The following is a 19,056-nucleotide window of genomic DNA, read 5'->3' as shown; positions in this document are numbered from 1 at the left end:
ATCAGGGCGATTTCAAACGCATCCCAAGACCCATCTGGCACCGCCGGACTGCTCCCGACCCTCCCACACGGGAAGGGGCTTTGCCCCAGCGAGGGCCGGGAACTGTCCTGTATTTTTATCTGGTACTAATCCGATCTCGCATCAGACGCCCGCTTTGATGATGGCCTCTGCCAGAATCGGCACGGTTTTCGCGTTCAGGCCCGCGATGTTCATACGGCTGTCACCGACCATGTAGATCCCATGATCGTCCCGCAGCTTTTGCACCAGTTCCGGTGTCGTCCCCAGACGCGAGAACATGCCCCGGTGCTGCGCCAGAAAGCCAAAGCGGTCAGAGCCCGCGCGCTGTTGCAGCTCCTGCGCAAGCTGTTCGCGCAGACCCAGCATCGAGAGGCGGACGGCTTCAAGCTCGGCCATCCAATCGGCACGCAGCGCGTCGTCGTTCAGGATCATTGTCACCAGACGCGCGCCATGATCCGGCGGGAAGGAAAAGTTCTGACGATTGAGGAAGGCCAGTGCACCTTGCGCCACCTTACCGTCGGTGTCCCCGGCAATCATCATCAGGATGCCGGTGCGTTCGCGGTAGATGCCGAAATTCTTGGAACAGCTTGCCGCGATCAGGCATTCGGGCACGGCGGCGGCCACGGCACGGGTCGCGGCGGCATCCGCCTCCAACCCGTCGCCAAACCCCTGATAGGCGATGTCGATCATGGGCACTGCGCCAGTCTCCTGCAGCACCGCGATCACCTCCTGCCATTGCGGCAGGGTCATGTTGGCGCCCGTCGGGTTATGGCAGCAGCCATGCAGCAGTACCACGTCGCCCTTGCGCGCTGTTTTGAGATCGGCGATCAGGCCGTCGAAATCCACGCCCCGCGTTTCATCATCGAAATAGCGGTAAAGTACCTTTTCCATCCCAAGATAATCGAGAATGCTCAGGTGGTTGGGCCATGTCGGGTTCGACACAAAGACCCGCGCATCGGGGCGTGCCATTTTGATCAGCTCGAACGCCTGGCGCACGGCGCCTGTGCCGCCGGGGGTCGCCGCCGCGGAAACGGAGGCCCGTGGCACGGCGTCGCCCAGAACCAGAGCGATCATCGCATCCGAAAAGCCCGGATCACCGGCCAGAGCCACATAGCTTTTGGTGGTCTCGGCCTCCCACAGTTTTTGTTCGGCCGCCTTGATCGCCCGCATCACCGGGGTATTGCCCGTCGCGTCCTTGTAAACGCCAACGCCCAGATCGATCTTGTCGGTGCGCGGATCATCCTTGAACATCTGGACAAGTGTCAGAATGGCATCCGGCTTTTGCGGTTTGAGGGTCTCGAACATCAGGCGTCTCCTGTGGCGACGGGCACGGTGGGGAACATTCCCCATTCCGTCCAGCTTCCGTCATAAAGTGACCAATTGTCGTGGCCCGCGCGCGTCAGCGCCAAACCAAGAATGGCGGCGGTGATCCCCGAGCCGCAAGTCGTGATGATCGGCTTCGACACATCCACCCCGGCCGCTTCGAAAATACTGCGGACCTCATCGGAAGGTTTCATGGTCCTGTCGGAATTCAGCAGCGTATCGAACGGCACGTTTCGGGAGCCGGGGATATGACCGGCCCGCAATCCTTCGCGCGGCTCGGGCGCATCGCCCCGGAATCGCGGCGCGGATCGGGCATCCACGATCTGTGTCGAGCTCAGTTTTGACGCCTGGCTGACCTGCGTCACGTCCCGTACCAGCTGATTCTGAAAGCGGACCGTCATGTGCCGGTCCTTGACCATGGGCGGCATATCTTCGGTCGGACGGCCCTCGGCCTGCCATTTTGGAAACCCCCCGTCGAGCACGGCCACGTCGCGGTGACCCATCAGCCGAAAAAGCCACCAGACGCGCGGCGCGGACAGCAATCCTGCGCCGTCATAGATCACGACCTGATGACCGTCACCGACGCCCATGGCGCGCATCCGGCTCATGAATTTCTCGACCGGGGGCGCCATGTGCGGCAGGTCCGAGCGGGCGTCGCTGATGTCGTCGATGTCGAAGAACCGCGCGCCGGGAATGTGGGCCGCCTGGTATTCCGCTTTCGGATCGCGCTGCGCATCGGGCAGATACCAAGAGGCGTCGAGCACACGCAGATCCGGGTCCTTCAGGTGGGCGGCCAACCAATCGGTCGACACCAGCGTGTTGGAATCATCTGGCATGGGGCTCATCCTTTTTCGTGAAGGTGCAAGACCGCCTTTGAGTAGCGTCGTGGCGCAGATGTGGCAAGAGCAGGCGGGCGCATCGGGCGGGTATTACCCGGCTTGAGAGGCTGTTTGCGCGCACTGGCGCGGGATCAGCCGCCCTGCTTGAGGAGGCGCTGCTTCTGGCGGCCCCAATCGCGTTTGGCCGATGTGTCGCGCTTGTCGTGCAGTTTCTTGCCCTTGGCGATGCCGATTTTTATCTTCGCCATGCCCTTGTGGTTGAAATAGAGCACCAACGGGACGAGCGTCATACCCTTGCGCTGGGTCGCATTCCAAAGGTTGCCCAACTGTTTGCGGGTGACCAGCAATTTACGACGGCGGCGTTCGTCATGCTTGAACGATTTGGCCTGTGTGTAGGGGGCGATATAGGAGTTCACCAACCACAGCTCACCGTTTTCAACAGCCGCATAGCTTTCGGCGATGTTGGCTCCGCCTGCGCGCAGGGCTTTGACTTCCGACCCTTCCAGAACGACGCCGCATTCGATGTCATCCTCGATCGCATAGTCAAAACGCGCGCGCCGGTTCTCGGCGGCGATCTTGTAGTTGGGGTCTGATTTACCTTGGGCCATGGGACACGGATGTAGGCGCATGCCACCTGTCGTGCAAGAGGGTGCGCGTGGCACGCCGACTACAAACCGAGATGGCGGACCAAACTCCGCCTTACGGGTTCCGCGGTCAATCAGATGCACTTAAGTCCTCGCCATGATCGGCAAGGGCGCAATCTCTGCCAGTAAGGCGGAGTTTAGTCCGCCTCTGTACTCAGGGTAGTGTAGACGTCCTGTACAGTCTGACCCGCAATCCCCCATGCGCAATGGAAGGACCATCCGGCAAGAACGGCAGACCCATTGTTTTGGCCAGCGCGCCTTCGCTGGTGATGACCCCGACCTGCCATCCCGAAAACCGGTCTTTCAGCACTTTTCCCAACTGACCGTAGACCGGGTAAAGTGCCTTTTTGTCGCCAATCCGGGCACCATAGGGCGGATTTACAATCACCAATCCCGGTGGCCCGTCGGGCGGGAGGATCGCATGCGCCTGAGCGACTTGAAAATCCGTCAGATCCGCAATGCCTGCGCGCGCGGCATTGGCCTGTGCCATGCGGATCGCGCCCGCGTCACGGTCCGAGCCATGAAACCGAACCGACGTCACGCCGGACCGGTCCATCCGGCGCAAGCCTGCCACGGCTGCGGCATCATGGGACACCATCTGCTCAAAAGCGAAGGGCCGGGCGCGTCCCGCCTGCAAGCCCACCGCGATCTCGGCGGCTTCGATCACGAATGTGCCGGAGCCGCACATGGGATCATAGACGGTCTGGCTGCCGTCAAAACCGCATTGGCGCATGAACAGGGCCGCCAGCGTTTCACGCATCGGCGCCTTGCCAACCGCTTCCTTGTGACCGCGTTTGTGCAAAGGTTCGCCGGAGGTGTCGACGCTGATCGTCACCCGGTTGTCGTCGATACGGATCTTGAGTGTGACGGGCGCATCCGCGGCCACGGTCATGCCGGCACTTTCGGTCAGCGCCTTGGCAATCCGCTCGGTGGCGGCCCCGGCATGATAAATCTTGGATTTGCGCGACGTCGCGACCTCAACCCGGACTGGCACGTCCGGGAGCAACGTATCGGCCCATGGAAATTTTCGGGCGCGTTTGTCGAGCTGTGCCAGGTGAAAGGCCATGAATGAACCCAGACGCACCAGAACCCGCGTGGCGCCCCGCAGTTCCAGATTGGCCCGCCAGACCTCGGGCCAACCGCCGCGCAATGTGACCCCTCCGGGCTCGGTGCTGGCCACGTCAAAGCCCATCTCGCGGGCCTCGGCGGCCAGCGTGTTTTCCATGCCCGGGAGGGTAATGGCGAAAATGTCATTTTGGGGGCTGTTGTCCATCCTGTGTGCTTACCTGCCCACAGTCGCAAGGATCAATCGGCAAATAGGTAATCCGCCTCGGCAATCTGCCGAGCCTTGTCCTCTGGAATGCTTAGAAAACGGGCCAGGGCCTTTACATTTTCCTCCAGCTCCGCCTTCTCCAGCATGCAATCGAGATGTTCAAACTCTGCATCCTGAATGCGGTCGGATTCGAAGGTTATGTCATTGCGGATGGTCGGCAACAAGCGTTCAAGCGTTTCGGCAGATGTGTGTTCACCCGCAAGGCCCACCCGCATGGCATGACCGATCAGATACGCGTCGGAGAATTCGCACTGAACTTCCAGCATGCGGGTGATGGATCGGTCCCCTTCAAAATCCTGCAACAGATCGATCGCGCCCGGATCCATGCACACGATCAACTGGTCCGTTTCGTAATAGTCGAACAACATACGCGTCAAAGAGCGCCGGTGGCGTGTCCGTTTTTCAAGCGTCGACTGGATGCCGCCCAAATTCGGCAGAGCCGTGTGTTCTTCATTGAAGAGGTATTCCATCGCCGGAACATTGGTCACCTGCCTGATCCGCTCCAGCAACCGCTTGGCCACATGCCATTTCTTGCAAATGATGATCATCAGTGCACGGTTCCGGCCCAAGGTGCTCTCGGTTTCCCAAAACCGCGTTGCAAAGCGGCGCCCGATCCGGCCACGCCCGGTCAGGAACTGGAACAGTTTGCGGCCCTCATTCGAGATCTGGAAGTCCATTTGCTCTGCCGCATAAAGCTGCCCGAGGCGGCGTTTGAGGTCATTGGCCTCGGGGCTGATCTTGCGGGCGAACAGATAATCCTGACTGAGCAGCAGGTCGTAGTGATCATCGTAGAAATTCACGGGCATGCCGTAATCTGTGAACATCAAAAAGGTCAGCGTTCTGTTCCGTATCTCGGCTTCGGGCACGAGATGACGCACAATCGTTTGAAAAAAAGTCTCATCCGGGATCCATGTGGTTCGGAAAAACCGCATCACGTCGCGCCGCTGCTGTGTGAAATCAAGCACCGCCTCGATGGTTTCGCGGCGCAGACACCACCACTGGCTACCGATCTGCACCTGTATGTCCGCCGGGATATCGCGCGTCAGACCAAAGCGTCGCTGCAGGTTGAAACTGGCGTAGAAACGGCGTTTCTGGGTGCGTTCGTTGAAATAGTGGCGGTAGATCAACCGCTCTTCCTTCATGCCGGTCTTGATCCAGTCGTTTTCAAAATAATCGACGCTTTCAATGAAGTCCGCGTCGTTATCGTCCAGAAAACGGTGGACGTATTGAGCCGACTTGATCGCCATGCAGTCGCCCGAAAGCATGTAGAAATGTGTCGCGCGTGGGAAAGCCGCCACAGCGGATTCGACGGCATATAGAGTGGCGCGCACCAGACTCCACTCGCCCCATCCACAGCGGATGCGACGGCGTGCGAATGTGACATTCGGGTTGTCCTTGAGGGCGTCATGGATCTGGTGAAAATGCACCGGGTTGGCGCGTGCGTCGAAATGGATCGACATGTAATCGCCCACAGCCGTCAACCGCTCCGCCTGCCTGATGATCGCAACGGGGTCCTTGTGGCACAACAGAATGTAGGCGATTCTTGCCATTTCAGAAACCAGACTGCCCCAATACGCGGAATTCTTTAATCAGATAAAGCTAAGGAGAGATTGAATAAACAGGATTTCTTTGCTTTTTTGTCGTTCAATCAAAACGGCGCGACATTGCGGCGACACATCAGGGGCAGAAAATATGGGCTTTCCGGGAACATGGATGACTGAGAGCCAGAGCATGGTGTACCGGGTGGTGCCCAAATGCGCCTGTTCGACGATCGGTCAGATCATGTATTACTCCGACCATGGGACCTTTTTCGACGGGGATATCCATGATGCCCAGGGCGGCTTGCACAAGTGGGCGCTGGAGGACAGCCAACACCTGATCACGGCAAATGTGCGCTCCCATGACAGCTATGCCTTCACATGCGTGCGCAACCCCTACACCCGCGTGCTCAGCTCATTTTTCGACAAGATCTGCGGCATTCAGCGCAACGGAAAACGGTATCGCGGTAACCTCGTGCCCTTGTTGATCCAGAAATACGGGATCGAAGTGGGTGGGGATGACGGCAAGCAGGACTTTGACCAGGTCAAGTCCTTCCGCCGGTTTCTGCTCTTTGTCCGTGACACAATCCGGTGGCGCCGCCCGATGGACCCCGACATTCATTGGTCCGCCATGTCCGGTCACGTCTCGACCTTCATTGTGAACGGCGGGCGCTACGACAAGATCATATGGACCGAAAGCTTCAACGCAGGCATGGCCGACGTGATGCAGGCCATAGAGGCCCCATACCCGGTCGATCTTGCGCAAATACCGCGCTTCAACGAAAGTGAAGGGCATGGTCCCAAACGCGCGCATCCGGTGGAGGACTATTTCGACGACCTGTCGATGCACCTGATGTATGAAATCTACAAACGGGACTTCAACCTGTTCAAATACGATTTCGAAAATCCGGGCAACAAGATGCCCATCGGCGAGATTGATCTGGACGAAGTGCACAAAAAGCTCGGGGATTAAGACACTTCGTGTCTGCACCGGCGCGCCCCTTTGCCATCGATCATGACGCGCAGGGAGATCCCCGTAAGGCGGAATCGTCTTCCGCCTTAGCTACGCCACGTGGCAAGCCACCGCCGAAACCGGCCGCGGCGCTCCTGCACGGCGTCTCCGGCTGATTCCCAATTGTCCTGAATTTCCTCAAGCGCCGGGTCGATCCGCGCCTGGCGAAAGCGTCGCCAGCGGACCCAGATCGTATAAAAGAACGCGGCAATCAGGGTCAGGATGATAATGTTCAGCCAAGGCAGCCCCATAGGCGTATCGGGGCCCGCGATGGGCTTGATCGAAATGGCGTTGGGAAAGGACGACAGCAATTCGCTGCGCCAGCCATAGTGCCGGATCACGAACCATTCGGGTGCGGCCCGGTCCGACACGGCGTCATTGGCCTCGGTATAGAGGTTGGCGGTGTCGAACTTGAAGTAGGGCGGCCAGCTCCAGCCGGTGTCCTCGTTGCGGTAGACCATCAGATCGCCATCGGAACGGACGGTCTGGATGAACTGCACATCGCGGGCGGCGAGCTGATCGGACTGACCATCCGGACGAGACCAGAAAATCCGGGTCCAGTCGTTCAGATCCTGCCGTTCCTCGTATGTGTTGACGACCCGCACAATGTCCCTGTCCGGCAGAGTGTAGTGCAGAAAGCCACCCACACTGACCCAGAAGACAATCATCAAAGTCCAACCGATGTAACGCATAAGGAACCCTTTCAGGCGAAATTAACGAGGTAGATGGTCAGCGCCACAAGGCACACCGGAATGATATAGACACCCAGGATCAGTTTGCGACGCAATGACCCATCATATGCCTTCAGCCCGTCCTTCACAAACTGCTCACGCGGCGTCGAAATGCCGCCCGCATCCCATTCCGCCTCGAGCTTGTCGCGGCGTATGGCACGCGAATAGAACGACAGGCTGACATAAACCACGGTCAGCACCACAAAAAGTATCAAAAGCATATGCATCGCAGGTTTCCTATCTTCTCTCAGCGCCCCAGGGTCCCACGCGGGCGATCAGATCGCGTTGGCGGGGGGGCTCGGGCGGCTCCATTGGGGCGTCGTGGCCGAACAGGGCTGTCCGCGCGCCCACCTTGTCGGCTTGATACTCTGCTTCGAGATAGCGCGCGACATATTCCTGTTTTGCCTCCGGCCAGCCCGCATAGGCCGCATAAAACGCCTGCTTGTGGCAGATGAAAAGCTGGCGCACATCCAGCGGGCCAAGCTCGGCCAGCAACATGTTGACCAACTCCGCATCGGGCGTGTCCGCCGCCCGCAAAGTATAGAAATAGGCCGGATGATCCGAGGCAATGCGCGGCCACGTGCCCCCGTGTTCGACCCAGGCCAGCAATTTGCCCAGCGCATGGAAGGTCTCGGGCAAAAGCTTCGAATGATTGCGCGCCAGCAAACGCATATCGCGCCGCGTGCTGCCTGCCAGATCAATGCCCGCCTCTGTCGCGACCGAGACCAGCACAAAATCCATCTTTTGCCGCAGGATCGCCGCCACATCGATGCCCCGCGCCTTGACGATGGGTTCAACCAGCGCGTTGTCGTTCAGAAACTTCGCAATCCGGTTCCGGTGGCTCAGATCAAGGCTTTGCGGCATCGGCACGTCCTGCGGGGCGGCTGTGCTGCCGATCACCGCCGGATGGTCAAGCGTCTGAAAGATATAAAGCCCGCCAAAATGCGCCGTCCAGAAATTGCCGTTGGTGACCGTGAGCGGTTTGAGCGTGACCGGATTGCGCGTCACGTCGCCTGTTTGCCCTGCCAGTTCGATCATCTCGGCGATGAGCACATCGTCAAACCACGCGTCCTCTGCCCCCAGAAAGGTGTCGACCTTGTCGGCCAGCGCCTGCGCATTGCGCACGGTGCCTTGCGTGGTGTCCGCCTCGACCGTGATGGCGCGCAGATCGAACAGGCGCGCGGGGCTTGAGACGTCATAGACCGAGTTCACCAACTCCCCCGCCACCGCGTCGCGGGCCGTGAGCGCAAAAAGGGCCGCCTCATTCTCTGCGATGAACCGTTGCAGGATGGGCCGCGAGGTGGAGAATTTGGCATCGAGCAGCGGGCATTTGCGCTGTTCGGTGGAGAGCAGGATGAACTGCCGGTTCACCCCGTTGTGGTTGAGGTAGAGCGGATCGTTCAGGTCGTCCCCCACCTCGGGCGAGAAGCCGGAGATGTCGATATAGAAATCGGTGAGGCGGGTCCGCTTGGCGGTGAGGTGTTCGAGCGCCCGGTTGTAACGCTCGACTAGCGCGGGGGAGGCGACGTGGAAGAGGTTGCCATACATGAGGCCGGATTGGATGAGGCGGATCATTTGCTTTGCCGCCCTAGCTTGGGACGAAGAAAACTTTCAACTTCCGCCAGATAAGCCGAATACTCTCGCCTAAAATCATCGCTCTCGTTCATTGAATCATACAAGATGTCCCGGTAAGTGCGCAGTATCTTTCGATATTCAGTTGCGAGTTCAGTATTGCCCCGCAAATTAGCATCAATGTGTAATCGAATGTAGGTGCGCAATTCTCTCTGAAGATCAAAAAGCGGTTTGCACAGCACTCTCAGCTCGAGGCCCCAAACGGCATCCGCTTCCAACAGAACCGCTTCCAGTTCACGCTCAGAACTGGAGTGCTTTTCCCATCGGCGGGCGTAGGCTTTGATTACTCCCGCGCTTTGTTCACTATTCGCTCTAACCCCAGATCGTTCTTCTTCGTTTAGTCTCATCTCTGAATTCAGCATCGCCGGATGCCTTACTGCAAAAAGTGTGTCTCTGTACCGATACAATGTCAGAAGTGCTCGCCTAGCAAACTCATGATCCAAGTCCCAAAGAGATTGCTTTTTCCATGTGTTTAGGCCAGCGAACGCAGCAACAGTTGCACCAACTGCTGCGCCTGCTAGCAGCAATGTGGCTAACGCAGTTATTGCAGCCGATATTGTGCCCGTCTCCATCAGCCCTTCCCTTCCAACCACCGTTTCTTCGCCTCTTCCTGCCGCCCAAAGTCGCGCACCAGCGCCTCGATCGCAACCTCATCCGACTTGTCCGCGTAGCGGAATTCGCTGTCCGCATAGCGGTTGATTTCCTGCACCACCATATCCGTCGTGATCGGCACGCGCAGGTCCGCGATCATCGCGGTCTTGGTCTCGTAGTCCTTGAAGAGGAAAAGATCGGGGCTCTCCATCCATGCGTCGGGCAGCTCAAAGTCCATGGCCCGCACCTTGACCGCGTCGGTGATGTTCTTGATCGCGCGGCCGGTAAAGCGCGGGTCGGCCTCCTGTATCGCTTTCAGGTACGTCCCCAGTTTCGCGATGGTGTCGAGGTCGCCGATCTGTCCCTGCACGCGATCAAAGACCTCCATCAGCCCCGGCTCATGCGGGCGGGCGTGGCCCTCAAAGCTGGCGGCGACGGCCTTCTTGATCTCTTGCGCGGAAAACACCTCATGCGCGCCCAGCGGGATGTCGTGGTTCTTGCCCATGAGCAGGTAGAGGATGTCGATATAGTCGTCGCGCGTTTGCGGTCCGTCCACGAGGAACCGCGCGCCTGCCCGTTGGCGCAGCGCGTCGTCCACATTCTCGGGGTAGTTGGAGAACATGCCAAACGTGCAATTGCCGCGCACGACCGTATTGGCACCCGCAAAGCTCTCCATCAGCACGGCAGTGATTTCAAGCTGCCCGGCCGAGGATTGCCGGTCGCCGCGCTTGCCCGCAAGCTGGTCGATGTCGTCGATGGTGCCAAAGCCGATGACCGACGGGTCGAGCACAGTGTTGATGAACGCCTTGGCGTTTTGCCCCGATTTGCCCTGATAGCTGTCGATATTGTCGGTCGAGAGGTTCTGGTAGCGGAACGGGTAGCCCGCCGCCTGACAGTAATCGTTGAGCAGCCCGGCCATCATCTGGATCAGCGTGGTTTTCCCGGTGCCCGGCTTGCCGTCGCCCATGAAGGTAAAGATGAACCCGCCCAGTTCGGCAAAGGGGTTGAGGCGGCGGTCAAAGTCATAGGCCACGAGCATCTTGGCCAGCTTCATGGCCTGGTACTTGGCAATATGGTTGCCCACGACCTCATGCGGTTTCTTGAAGGTCATGGTGAGGGTGGTGGATTTGGCCTTGGTGGCGGGGGTGAAGCCCTGCACGGTGAAGTCATCGGCCTCGACGTGCCAGGAGGCCCCAGTAAATGCGGCCAGACGCGGCGCGTTTTGCGCCCGCAGCGCCACTGTCTCCATCAACGCCTCGGCATAGGAGGTTATAGCCGCCACGAGATGGACGTCATCTGGTGCAAGTGCCGCGATGTTCTGATCCAATTCCCACAGCGCACCATGCAAGGCAGTTTGACCATTGTCGATCAGGACCTCTTTGACCTCACCCACCTCGGCGGTCACCTCTGTCTGGTGAGACGACAACAGATAGGCAGTTGCGTTGGCAAAGACATAGAGGGTGATCAACGCCTCTGCCGCCAGCAACTCTGCAAATTCGACCTTGCGCGCCGTGGGCAAAGCCCCTTCCAGATTGGCGCGCTTCATATCTCCCAGACCCGAGTTCGATGCGTAATTCCCGGCCACCGCCAAAGCAATGGACACAGCCCGGCGCAGCGCATTGAGCACAGTGGCCTGCACCACAGAGATCAGCGCATCCCCCTCGTCCGCACCTTTTATGGTCGCCATCAACTGGACAGCCCCGGTTGGCACAGAACGACGGGTCGCCAGCCCCGGCGTCGTACTGCGAAATCGGCGTCGGGTCCCAATACCGGAAGACCGCTCGACCGCAGGAGCGGCGCGCGCAGCCCCAATGCGAGGCGCATGATCAAAGCCCTGCAACATCGCCAGCGCCATCGGATAATGGGCAACAATCTCCGTTTCGCGCAGTTCCATTTGATCGGACGTCTGGCTCATTTCAAATCCCCTGCTTCATCTTGCCAAGTAAACTCCCACCGGAGGTGAGATTTTTCGTACGAAAAATCTTGGCCGTCGCAGTCAATATCTCAGCACCCGGCCTGCCGGGCTCACCACGTACTTGCGCACAGAGCCAAAGCCCGGTGGATTCATCTCTTGCAGCGCCTGATAGGGGCGTTGCGGCAGCACGATGCTGCGCTCCATACGGGTCGTACCCGTTTCCGCTCCGCGCCCGGCAAAGGGATCCAGCGCAAAAATCTCGCGCTCAACCGAGGAAAACCAGCCCGTCCGTTCCTCGACCACCCGTTCGGATTGCAAGTCCTCGTCCGTCCAGACCAAGGCCCAGTCCTGCCCCTCAGGCGCGCGGGCCGCTTCCAATACGGTCGTGATCGGCCCCGATTGCCGGGTGAAGGCAGAAGAATACATCGGACCCACGTGAAACCTGCGCAGACGCTTGGGATGCAGATCGTCGAAATCCTCGTCAAAGCCCGATGCGATCGTGACCAGTTTCAGACCGCCCAGCGCTTGCGCCATCAGATGGGCTTGTGCTTCGGGCCAGCGGCGCTGGTCTTTCGGCAACGCCGTCCGGCCCGAGTCCTCGACCTCCATCATGTATATGATCGGCAAATTGACCTGGCTGTCATAGACGGCCCAGTGAATGCGGAACATCCGACGGGTGTCATCAATGTTGCCGGTCCACACGATCTGAGGATCATTGCGCGGCCAAAACAGGGTCCCGCGTTGCAGGTCTTCGTAATAAAGCCGCTGCGACAAGGCGAATTGCAGCTTGGTTGGCACCGCGCGGTCACCGATGATCATTTCGACCATCTGCTTTTTGAGCTCATCCGCCGATTGCGTGCCCTCCAGATGGCGGGCGGCTTGCTGCGCGTCGCTCGCCATGGTGATGATCTCTTCGGCGGCGGGAAACCCGCTTTCGCGGGCATCGATCGCGAGCGACCCAAAAAAACGTCCGGTATCGCGTCCGACCAAGAGGTATTTTTGACCAAGGGCGCGAAAGGTAAAGGCAAGCTGGGTCAGATAGCGTGTGAGGATCTTGACCTCATCCCGGCTCAGATCGCCTTCGGCCTCCATCACGCCCGCGACGCGCCCAAGGTTGGACGTGATCGTCTCGAACTTCTGGAAATACCGGCGCGAGGCGAAGAGGTCAGTGAGGCCGATTGTTTCGGTCCTGGTGGTCACTCACCCGCCCTTGCGCGCCTTGGTCAGCAAGTAGAGCCCTGCGATCCCGCAGAAAAATCCGACACCGTTGACCCAAGCGGGCGCGCCAAATGCCATTGAGGCGATGAGGCTGAGGATAGAGACCGCGATGGCGGCAAGTCCGAGTTTCATTCTGTCGTTCCTGTCTTTGATTGTCTGTGTTGTCAGTTGGTTCTTATATTTCGGTGCGGGTATTTCCCTGCCGACAGCGGCATAGACATATGTCTCATCAAGTGTCGCCTGAGCGAGCCGGTCCTTGTCGTGGTACACCCTGACCGTCAGGCTCACATTGCAATCTCGGGCGCAGCATGTGTTGCTTACCCGCCATAGGCATTGCTGTCATGTTTCTCCACGATCTTCGCGAAACGGCGGGCAAATCGCTCATCCGCCTTGGCCTTCTGCTCCAGTACCTCGCGGGCAAAGACCATGTGGTCTTCGTGCTGTTCCAGCATATCGGCCATCCGTTTGTTCGTCGCCGCCCCGATCCCGGCCATGGCAGTCTGCGCCTCCTGGTCGGTTTTGACGCCGATCTCGTTGATCCGGTGCGCCACATCCTGTTGTTGCGCCGTCTTGAGCGATTTCGTCAGCGCGTCATAGAGTACGACCCGCTGTTTGGTATCCGTCTGTAGCTTGTTGATCAGCACCATCTGGGTGGCCGCCTGGTTTTGCAGGCTGTCGATCCAGGTCTTGCCTTTTTCGATATAGCGTTCCAGCGTTTGTGACTTGGCGAGTTTCACCTGCTCGTCCTGCACCATCTGATTGTACTGGCTGTTCAGCCCGGCCAGTTCCGTTTCCAGTGCCGTGCGTTTCGCTGCATCGGTTTCGGAGGCGATCCGGTTTTCAAGCGTGATGATTTTCGGATCCATGCCTTGGATGTCAACCTTCAACGCCGCCAGATCCTGTACGGTAAACTCGCGTTCATCCAGCGTCTCGGTCAGGTTGGTTTCGACCTTGGTCTTCTGGTCTTCCAACATCGTCAATTGACCCTGCAACAACTGCACAATCACGTCGGACTTGGAAATAAGATCCTGCAACTTGTCATCGATCGAGGCAGACCGTACCCGTTCCTGACGCATGGACTCCGCTTTGGCCCTCGCAAAAACCCCGACAAAGCTTTCCCAGCCGGTCTTGTTGCGCATCTCGTCAAAGTCCTTGGAAAATGCGGCCGTCACATCGTCAAGCCCCATGATCAACTCGGCGATGTTGGCATTCATGACATCAGTATGGGCGTGCACGTCCTCAAGGGAGGCGTTCTCGATGTCCATCGAAATGTCGTCACCCGACTTCATCTTGGCTCCCGCCGCTTCGATCCGGCTGGTCAACTCGGCGATCCGGGATTGCGCCTCGGCCACCTGTGTCTGAGATTCTTCCACCTGACTTGCGAAATCGGCCATTAAATTCTCCCTCGGAACAATGCGTTGAGAAGCAGATAGGGAATGTTACGCACATTTACATCCCGCGCCGCAGTAATTTTGACGAAGTGTTGCAAATCCTCGCCCCATAAGGAAGCCGTCCAGAAATATGGCGCGGAAATATGGTGGGGATTTTCCTAAAAACGCGCGCAAATCGCACGACGGGATTCAATCCATCTTTATCCATCCAGACGAGGGTTGGCCAAAACAGTCATCATCGAAGCGAGCGCAATGGCCACAACTTTCAAAGTAATCTCGCTTGGCCGACAAGCGAAAATGGACACCACCGAGGGCAACTACATAGCCGAAAACGCGTCGGACCTGGTGGGCGAAAGCTTTGGGGACGCGGGCACCCCGTTGCACCAGAACGTCCAGACCCTGTCCGAGGTCAGCGCCGGGCGCGGTACGTCAACGGCTTATGACATGAACAACCATCTCAGCAACGACAAATTCAGCATCAACGGCGCACCTGCGCAAACGTTTGACGCCACCGCAGTCTTCAATGCGACACTGACCTATACCGATGGAACCACGGCCAGCTTTACCGCCGTCGTTTTTCAGGACACCGATGGCAACACGTACCTTGCGCCGGAGTTTTCGCAAAACGCGGATCAGGATGCGCTCGGGGCGAAACCGATCCAGTCCTTGTCGCTCGATAGTGTTGCGGGCAATTATTATTCAGGCATGACGACCAGCCGGGAAGATACCGAGTTCATGACGTGCTATGCGTCGGGCACTTTGATCGCGACACCGCAAGGGGAGCGGCCAATCAATCACTTGCAGGTCGGAGATCAGGTCCTGACCAAAGATCACGGCCCCCAAACGATCCGCTGGATCGGCGGCCGCACGGTCCGGTGCCGCGGGCCGCTGCAGCCCATCCGCATTCAGGCACATGCCCTGGGTCGGGGCCTGCCGCACCACACGCTGGTCTTGTCGCGCCAGCATCGCATGCTGGTCACGTCCCGGATTGCACTGCGCATGTTCGGCGCAGCGGAAGTGTTCGTGAGTGCGCACAAACTGTCGGACCTGCCCGGTGTAACCTTGGAAGAAGAGGCCGCTTTCGTCACCTATTGGCATATCCTGTGCGACCGGCACGAGGTCATTTTTGCCAACGGAGCTCCGTCCGAGACGTTATATATGGGGGCGATGACGCGCCTTGGCCTACCGGACGAAGCGATGGACGAAATCCGGACCCTGTTTCCGGATGTGCTCAGCAGACCTCAAACACTTGCGCGCCTGACCCCAAAGGGACACGCTCAAAAACAACTGGTTTATCGTATGATCAAGAACAAGCGCGCAGCGCTGGAACCGGCACCGCTGGCCCGCGCATCCTGAGCCTATGCAATCACATCGTGATCCGGGCCTTAGGGCAATACGGTGACATGTCGGCACAATCTTCGGTGATAATCAGGGCGTCATGCTCGCGGTCTCTGCCAGCACCCGGCTGGCCATCCGGGATGGTCAACAGCGGCAATAATGTAGCAGGTCCCGGTCTTGAAAACTACGTTCGCCGCGTGGGTCACGTGGGGCAGCTTGCCCCCGGTTTCAGCAAGGACATACCTAGTTCATGGGCGCCCACATTTGCGTCCCACAGCCTGAGACAGGTCGCATCGACCGTTTTTGACAAACGAGGTCCGCTCCAGCGCCGCGCAATAGACCGAAATCATCGGTCAGTGACAGGATATCACCACGCGACGCGACAAGGGCCATCACCGGATTCTGCACAAAGTCCGTGTTGTTTCCAGACCGGAACCTGACCCATGGTTCACGGTATTCGGCACTCGGAGAACGCCTGGCGATCTCATTCTCCACCGCGTCGCGCCCTGCCATGGCCCGTCAAACTCGTGCACACCTGCGCGGAACGCATCGCGGATGGTAAAGTCGACCACCTCGGCGACCTGCCCGCCGTGGCCGATCAGGGCAATCTTGATCTTGGATTTCCCATTCCGTTGGCGCATCGTCGTCTCATAGAAATCCACCGTAAAAAAGGGTTGGAGGACAACTTGAACCTTGAATTGTTGCGGTAGGGTCAAATGATCACGTTCCACCCCAACCACAACCCACTCGCCCGTCCCCCCGCACGGCGCGCCGGAAGGTGTCGCGCTGCCAGTCGGTACAGGTGATTGTGTCGCCGTAATGCCGCGCGGCAGCGTGGGCACGCATAAACCGTGACGCAAGCAGGCTCGGTCAACACAAGGCGATAAATTCGGCCAATGGGGCGGTAGAGAAACCCGGAATGCGAGGCGATGTTATACATCGACGTGAACATGGCCGCAGCGATACCTCTCGCATCCATCCGTTCACGCAACTGCTCAAGGCGCGCGGCATACTCGGCATCTACAAAGGGCAGCACGGCTTGTTAGCCATTGTGAAACCGATAGAAGTCGGGGCGGACGGGCATCGTTGACCCTCCTTTTCAGAAAGGCCCCGGCGTTCAGGACAACGGTGCCGCGCCACGCAGACGACGTCATCGCCCGCAGCCTATATTCCCCGTTGCCGACCTAGGGGGCCATCGTCAAGCGACGGATCATGTCAGAGGTCGGGTCAGCCAATGCGTCAATCACGTTGAAATGATGTTCGCCTTGGGTGATCACATGATCGCAGCCCCAAGCCTCGGCCAGCCAGCGTGCTTGATCGAGGAAAACCGGACGTTCGTCGGCCCCAACCCAGACTGTTACCGGTACAGTCGGTGCAGGTTGATGCACCGGGCTTTCGGCGCGTGCCATGGCTGTATCCATCCTGAAATCAGCGTTCATCACGGTGCTCAAAAGCGGCTCGAGATCTACCACGGGCGAGATTGGCATCACATGGCACAGCCGCACCCGCACCGCCTCAGGCAACATGCCCGGCGCGAGCATCCGCGCCACCAGATGCCCACCCGCCGAATGCCCGGCCAGACTGATCGGACCGGTGGTCATGTCCGCCACCGTCATAACGGCCTGTGCGATCTGCTGGGTAATCCCGGCAATCCGCAGATCGGGACACAGATCATAGGACGGCATTGCAACGGTCCAGCCCCGTGCCAGCGCCCCCGCAGCAAAATGCGACCAATACGTACGATCAAACTTGAGCCAATAGCCGCCATGCACGAAGATCACCGTGCCTTTGGACACGCCTTCGGACTGCATAAGGTCAAACGCCATACGCGGCGAGGGGCCATAGGAAACACCGTTTTGTATACGGTCGCCAAGGCTGTTGCGAAAGGCCGCCGCCTGGGCTGCCCAGCGTGGTGGATACGCCGCAGCATCCGCGATATAGGCCCCATTGGCATAGGCATCATCCATGTCTGGCATCGCAGCATTCTCCGGTTTGGAACTGGACAATCCTAGCCGGGCTTGATTGAGATATGCCAGCCCCGAAAGGAAATCCGATGCTTGATCAGACCACAGACCTCAAATCCCTGTTGAAGGACCCCAGCCTGCTGGAAACCCGCGCCTATGTGAATGGCGCGTGGATCGACGGCGACCACGGCACCTTTGATGTCATAAACCCGGCGCGCGGGGACGTTATCGCCGAAGTTGCCGATCTGAGCCGCGCTCAGGTCGCCGAAGCCATCGCCGCCGCGGAAACCGCGCAAAAGGACTGGGCCAAATGGACCGGCAAGGAACGCGCAGGCGTGATGCGCAAATGGTATGAACTGATGATGGCCAATCAGGATGATCTGGGAATCATCCTGACCGCCGAACAGGGCAAACCGCTGGCCGAGGCCAAGGGCGAAGTTGCTTATGGCGCGTCCTTCGTCGAATTCTTTGGCGAAGAGGCCAAGCGCATTTACGGTGAAACAATTCCCGGCCATCAGCGCGACAAACGGATTACGGTGCTCAAGCAACCGATCGGTGTCGCGGCATCCATCACGCCCTGGAACTTTCCCAACGCGATGATCACCCGCAAGGCCGCCCCTGCGCTCGCCGCCGGTTGCGCCTTTGTAGCGCGCCCCGCCGAATTGACACCGCTGTCGGCCATTGCAATGGGTGTGCTGGCAGAACGAGCGGGCATCCCGGCAGGCGTATTCCAGGTGATCACGACCTCTGACTCGTCCAGTACCGGCAAGGAATTCTGCGAAAACCCCGCTGTTCGGAAATTGACCTTTACCGGCTCGACGGCCGTTGGCCGTATCCTGCTGGCTCAGGCCGCAGAGCAAGTCATGAAATGCTCGATGGAGTTGGGCGGCAACGCGCCGTTCATCGTCTTTGATGATGCCAATCTGGACGACGCCGTCGAAGGCGCGATCATGTGCAAGTTCCGCAACAATGGTCAAACCTGCGTATGCGCCAACCGGATCTATGTGCAGGCCGGGGTCTATGACGCTTTCGCCGCCAAGTTGCACGCGCGGGTTGCCGCGATGAAAATAGGCGACGGTCTTGATGCAGAGACCGATCTCGGCCCGCTGATCAACGCCAAAGCCATCGAGAAGGTCGCAGATCACATCGCTGACGCCACATCGAAAGGTGCAAAAGTCTTGCTGAGCAGTGACCCCATGGACGGCAATTTCGTTCCGCCCACCATCCTCACCGGTGTGACGCAGGACATGAAAGTCGCACAGGAAGAAACCTTTGGCCCCCTCGCCCCCCTGTTCAAGTTCGAAGACGAGGATGAAGTGATCGCCATGGCCAACGACACGATCTTTGGTCTGGCGGCGTACTTTTACGCCAACGATCTCAGCCGCGTCTACAAGGTCTCCGAAGCGCTGGAATACGGGATCGTGGGCGTGAACACCGGCATCATCTCAACCGAATTGGCCCCCTTCGGAGGCGTGAAGCAATCCGGTCTGGGCCGCGAAGGATCGCACCACGGGATCGAGGATTATCTGGAGATGAAATATGTCTGCATGAGTGTCTGACACCTTCTAT

General features: G+C 58.9%; 19 protein-coding genes. 4 read left to right on the top strand and 15 right to left on the bottom strand.

All coding sequences use genetic code 11. The annotated features are described in order from the left end of the window. Nucleotides 1-141: 141 nt before the first annotated feature. The 5 genes from LC354_RS01315 to LC354_RS01295 form a co-directional block, all read right to left on the bottom strand. Nucleotides 142-1,323, bottom strand: coding sequence for an amino acid aminotransferase (locus LC354_RS01315; protein WP_223421024.1), 1,182 nt, complete (start codon nucleotides 1,321-1,323; stop codon nucleotides 142-144). Continuing rightward, nucleotides 1,323-2,177 (bottom strand): 3-mercaptopyruvate sulfurtransferase, encoded by an 855-nt coding sequence (sseA, locus tag LC354_RS01310; RefSeq protein ID WP_223421023.1) that lies wholly within the window; start codon nucleotides 2,175-2,177, stop codon nucleotides 1,323-1,325. The genes LC354_RS01315 and sseA overlap by 1 nt, the downstream gene beginning before the upstream one ends. A gap of 134 nt (nucleotides 2,178-2,311) precedes the next feature. After that, a complete protein-coding gene (smpB, locus tag LC354_RS01305) occupies nucleotides 2,312-2,788 on the bottom strand; it encodes an SsrA-binding protein SmpB (RefSeq protein ID WP_223421081.1) in 477 nt (158 codons plus the stop codon). A 190-nt stretch (nucleotides 2,789-2,978) separates the two neighbouring features. Continuing rightward, the gene (locus LC354_RS01300) at nucleotides 2,979-4,097 is read right to left on the bottom strand and encodes a THUMP domain-containing class I SAM-dependent RNA methyltransferase (protein WP_223421022.1); all 1,119 of its coding nucleotides are present in this window, start codon (nucleotides 4,095-4,097) and stop codon (nucleotides 2,979-2,981) included. A gap of 32 nt (nucleotides 4,098-4,129) precedes the next feature. After that, nucleotides 4,130-5,707 (bottom strand): DUF5928 domain-containing protein, encoded by a 1,578-nt coding sequence (locus LC354_RS01295; RefSeq protein ID WP_223421021.1) that lies wholly within the window; start codon nucleotides 5,705-5,707, stop codon nucleotides 4,130-4,132. 142 nt (nucleotides 5,708-5,849) lie between these two features. Here LC354_RS01295 and LC354_RS01290 point away from each other — a divergent pair, with 142 nt between their 5' ends. Beyond that, complete coding sequence (locus LC354_RS01290) at nucleotides 5,850-6,668, top strand: sulfotransferase family protein (RefSeq protein WP_223421020.1); 819 nt, start codon at nucleotides 5,850-5,852, stop codon at nucleotides 6,666-6,668. A gap of 86 nt (nucleotides 6,669-6,754) precedes the next feature. Here the strand turns inward: LC354_RS01290 and LC354_RS01285 are convergent, their stop codons facing one another. The 8 genes from LC354_RS01285 to LC354_RS01250 form a co-directional block, all read right to left on the bottom strand. Continuing rightward, nucleotides 6,755-7,399, bottom strand: coding sequence for a DUF1523 family protein (locus LC354_RS01285; protein WP_223421019.1), 645 nt, complete (start codon nucleotides 7,397-7,399; stop codon nucleotides 6,755-6,757). An 11-nt stretch (nucleotides 7,400-7,410) separates the two neighbouring features. Next, nucleotides 7,411-7,665 carry a hypothetical protein gene (locus LC354_RS01280; RefSeq protein WP_223421018.1) on the bottom strand — a complete coding sequence of 85 codons (255 nt, stop codon included), beginning with the start codon at nucleotides 7,663-7,665 and terminating at the stop codon, nucleotides 7,411-7,413. A gap of 10 nt (nucleotides 7,666-7,675) precedes the next feature. Next, the gene (locus LC354_RS01275; protein WP_223421017.1) at nucleotides 7,676-9,013 is read right to left on the bottom strand and encodes a DUF6638 family protein; all 1,338 of its coding nucleotides are present in this window, start codon (nucleotides 9,011-9,013) and stop codon (nucleotides 7,676-7,678) included. After that, nucleotides 9,010-9,642 carry a hypothetical protein gene (locus tag LC354_RS01270; protein ID WP_223421016.1) on the bottom strand — a complete coding sequence of 211 codons (633 nt, stop codon included), beginning with the start codon at nucleotides 9,640-9,642 and terminating at the stop codon, nucleotides 9,010-9,012. Before LC354_RS01270 ends, LC354_RS01275 begins: the two co-directional genes overlap by 4 nt. Continuing rightward, nucleotides 9,642-11,576: an AAA family ATPase gene (locus LC354_RS01265; RefSeq protein WP_223421015.1), complete on the bottom strand. Its 1,935-nt coding sequence runs from the start codon at nucleotides 11,574-11,576 to the stop codon at nucleotides 9,642-9,644. Before LC354_RS01265 ends, LC354_RS01270 begins: the two co-directional genes overlap by 1 nt. A gap of 81 nt (nucleotides 11,577-11,657) precedes the next feature. Continuing rightward, a complete protein-coding gene (locus LC354_RS01260) occupies nucleotides 11,658-12,776 on the bottom strand; it encodes a hypothetical protein (RefSeq protein WP_223421014.1) in 1,119 nt (372 codons plus the stop codon). Then, nucleotides 12,777-12,926: a hypothetical protein gene (locus tag LC354_RS01255; RefSeq protein ID WP_223421013.1), complete on the bottom strand. Its 150-nt coding sequence runs from the start codon at nucleotides 12,924-12,926 to the stop codon at nucleotides 12,777-12,779. A gap of 185 nt (nucleotides 12,927-13,111) precedes the next feature. Beyond that, nucleotides 13,112-14,188 carry a coiled-coil domain-containing protein gene (locus LC354_RS01250; RefSeq protein WP_223421012.1) on the bottom strand — a complete coding sequence of 359 codons (1,077 nt, stop codon included), beginning with the start codon at nucleotides 14,186-14,188 and terminating at the stop codon, nucleotides 13,112-13,114. 249 nt (nucleotides 14,189-14,437) lie between these two features. Here LC354_RS01250 and LC354_RS01245 point away from each other — a divergent pair, with 249 nt between their 5' ends. Together LC354_RS01245 and LC354_RS27970 are read left to right on the top strand one after the other, a co-directional pair. Further along, nucleotides 14,438-15,541: a Hint domain-containing protein gene (locus LC354_RS01245; protein WP_223421011.1), complete on the top strand. Its 1,104-nt coding sequence runs from the start codon at nucleotides 14,438-14,440 to the stop codon at nucleotides 15,539-15,541. Between the two features lie 425 nt (nucleotides 15,542-15,966). Next, the gene (locus tag LC354_RS27970) at nucleotides 15,967-16,233 is read left to right on the top strand and encodes a hypothetical protein (RefSeq protein WP_399202726.1); all 267 of its coding nucleotides are present in this window, start codon (nucleotides 15,967-15,969) and stop codon (nucleotides 16,231-16,233) included. A 2-nt stretch (nucleotides 16,234-16,235) separates the two neighbouring features. Here LC354_RS27970 and LC354_RS27965 read toward each other — a convergent pair whose 3' ends face one another. After that, nucleotides 16,236-16,559 carry an aminopeptidase P family N-terminal domain-containing protein gene (locus tag LC354_RS27965; RefSeq protein ID WP_399202724.1) on the bottom strand — a complete coding sequence of 108 codons (324 nt, stop codon included), beginning with the start codon at nucleotides 16,557-16,559 and terminating at the stop codon, nucleotides 16,236-16,238. A 148-nt stretch (nucleotides 16,560-16,707) separates the two neighbouring features. Continuing rightward, on the bottom strand, nucleotides 16,708-17,499 hold the full coding sequence (locus LC354_RS01235) for an alpha/beta hydrolase (RefSeq protein WP_223421010.1): 792 nt from the start codon (nucleotides 17,497-17,499) through the stop codon (nucleotides 16,708-16,710). Nucleotides 17,500-17,576: 77 nt separating this feature from the next. Between LC354_RS01235 and LC354_RS01230 the strand changes: the two genes are divergently transcribed. Continuing rightward, nucleotides 17,577-19,046, top strand: coding sequence for an NAD-dependent succinate-semialdehyde dehydrogenase (locus tag LC354_RS01230; RefSeq protein WP_223421009.1), 1,470 nt, complete (start codon nucleotides 17,577-17,579; stop codon nucleotides 19,044-19,046). The last annotated feature ends 10 nt before the right edge of the window (nucleotides 19,047-19,056 follow it).

This window comes from Tateyamaria pelophila (assembly GCF_019966495.1).
Taxonomy (GTDB): Bacteria; Pseudomonadota; Alphaproteobacteria; order Rhodobacterales; family Rhodobacteraceae; genus Tateyamaria; species Tateyamaria pelophila.
Note: the sequence above shows the minus strand (reverse complement) of the source record. Positions and strands in the feature narration are given on the sequence as shown.